This window comes from Pseudomonas sp. LJDD11, from assembly GCF_024584215.1.
In the GTDB taxonomy this organism is placed as follows: domain Bacteria; phylum Pseudomonadota; class Gammaproteobacteria; order Pseudomonadales; family Pseudomonadaceae; genus Aquipseudomonas.
In genome coordinates, this window is record NZ_JANJFL010000096.1 from 1 (window position 1) to 614 (window position 614).

Consider the following 614-nt stretch of genomic DNA (forward strand, 5'->3'; position numbering starts at 1 on the left):
GCGGCGACTTGAGCGGTGGTCAGTGCAGCCACTTGATCCGTGGACAGTGCCACGATCTGGGCGCTGGTCAGTGCGCCGACATCAGCGGTTTCCAGCGCGGCCACCTGAGCGGTGGTCAGGTTGGAAACCTGCGTGGTGGTCAGTGCAGCCACTTGAGCAGTAGTCAGCGCGACAACCTGGCCGGTGGTCAGTGCAGCGACCTGAGCAGTGGTCAATGCAGCAACGCTGGCCGCAGGCAGAGCAGCAATATCAGCCGTTTCCAGGGCAGCGACTTGTGCAGTGGTCAGTGCCGCGACCTGAGCGGTTTTCAGCGCAGCGACTTGAGCGGTGCCCAGTGCGACCACTTGAGCGGTGGTCAGCGCGGCGACATCGGCGTTTTCCAGGGCGCTGATCTGCGTCGGTTTGAGAGCGGCGACTTGAGCGGTCGTCAGAGCTGCCACTTGAGCCGTGGTCAGCGCCACCAGCTGGGCGCTGGTCAGTGCACCGACATCAACGGTTTCCAGAGCTGCCACTTGAGCGGTGGTCAGGTTGGCCACTTGAGCGGTGGTCAATGCGGCCACTTGAGCGGTGCTCAAGGCGACAACCTGGGCGGTGGTCAATGCGGCCACGTCTGC

The 614-nt window shown here is 63.8% G+C and carries 1 protein-coding gene; it reads right to left on the reverse strand.

What is annotated here, in order from left to right; translation table 11 throughout:
- A partial coding sequence (locus tag NRB16_RS29920; protein WP_257107573.1) for a hypothetical protein occupies positions 1-614 on the reverse strand: 614 nt, incomplete at both ends.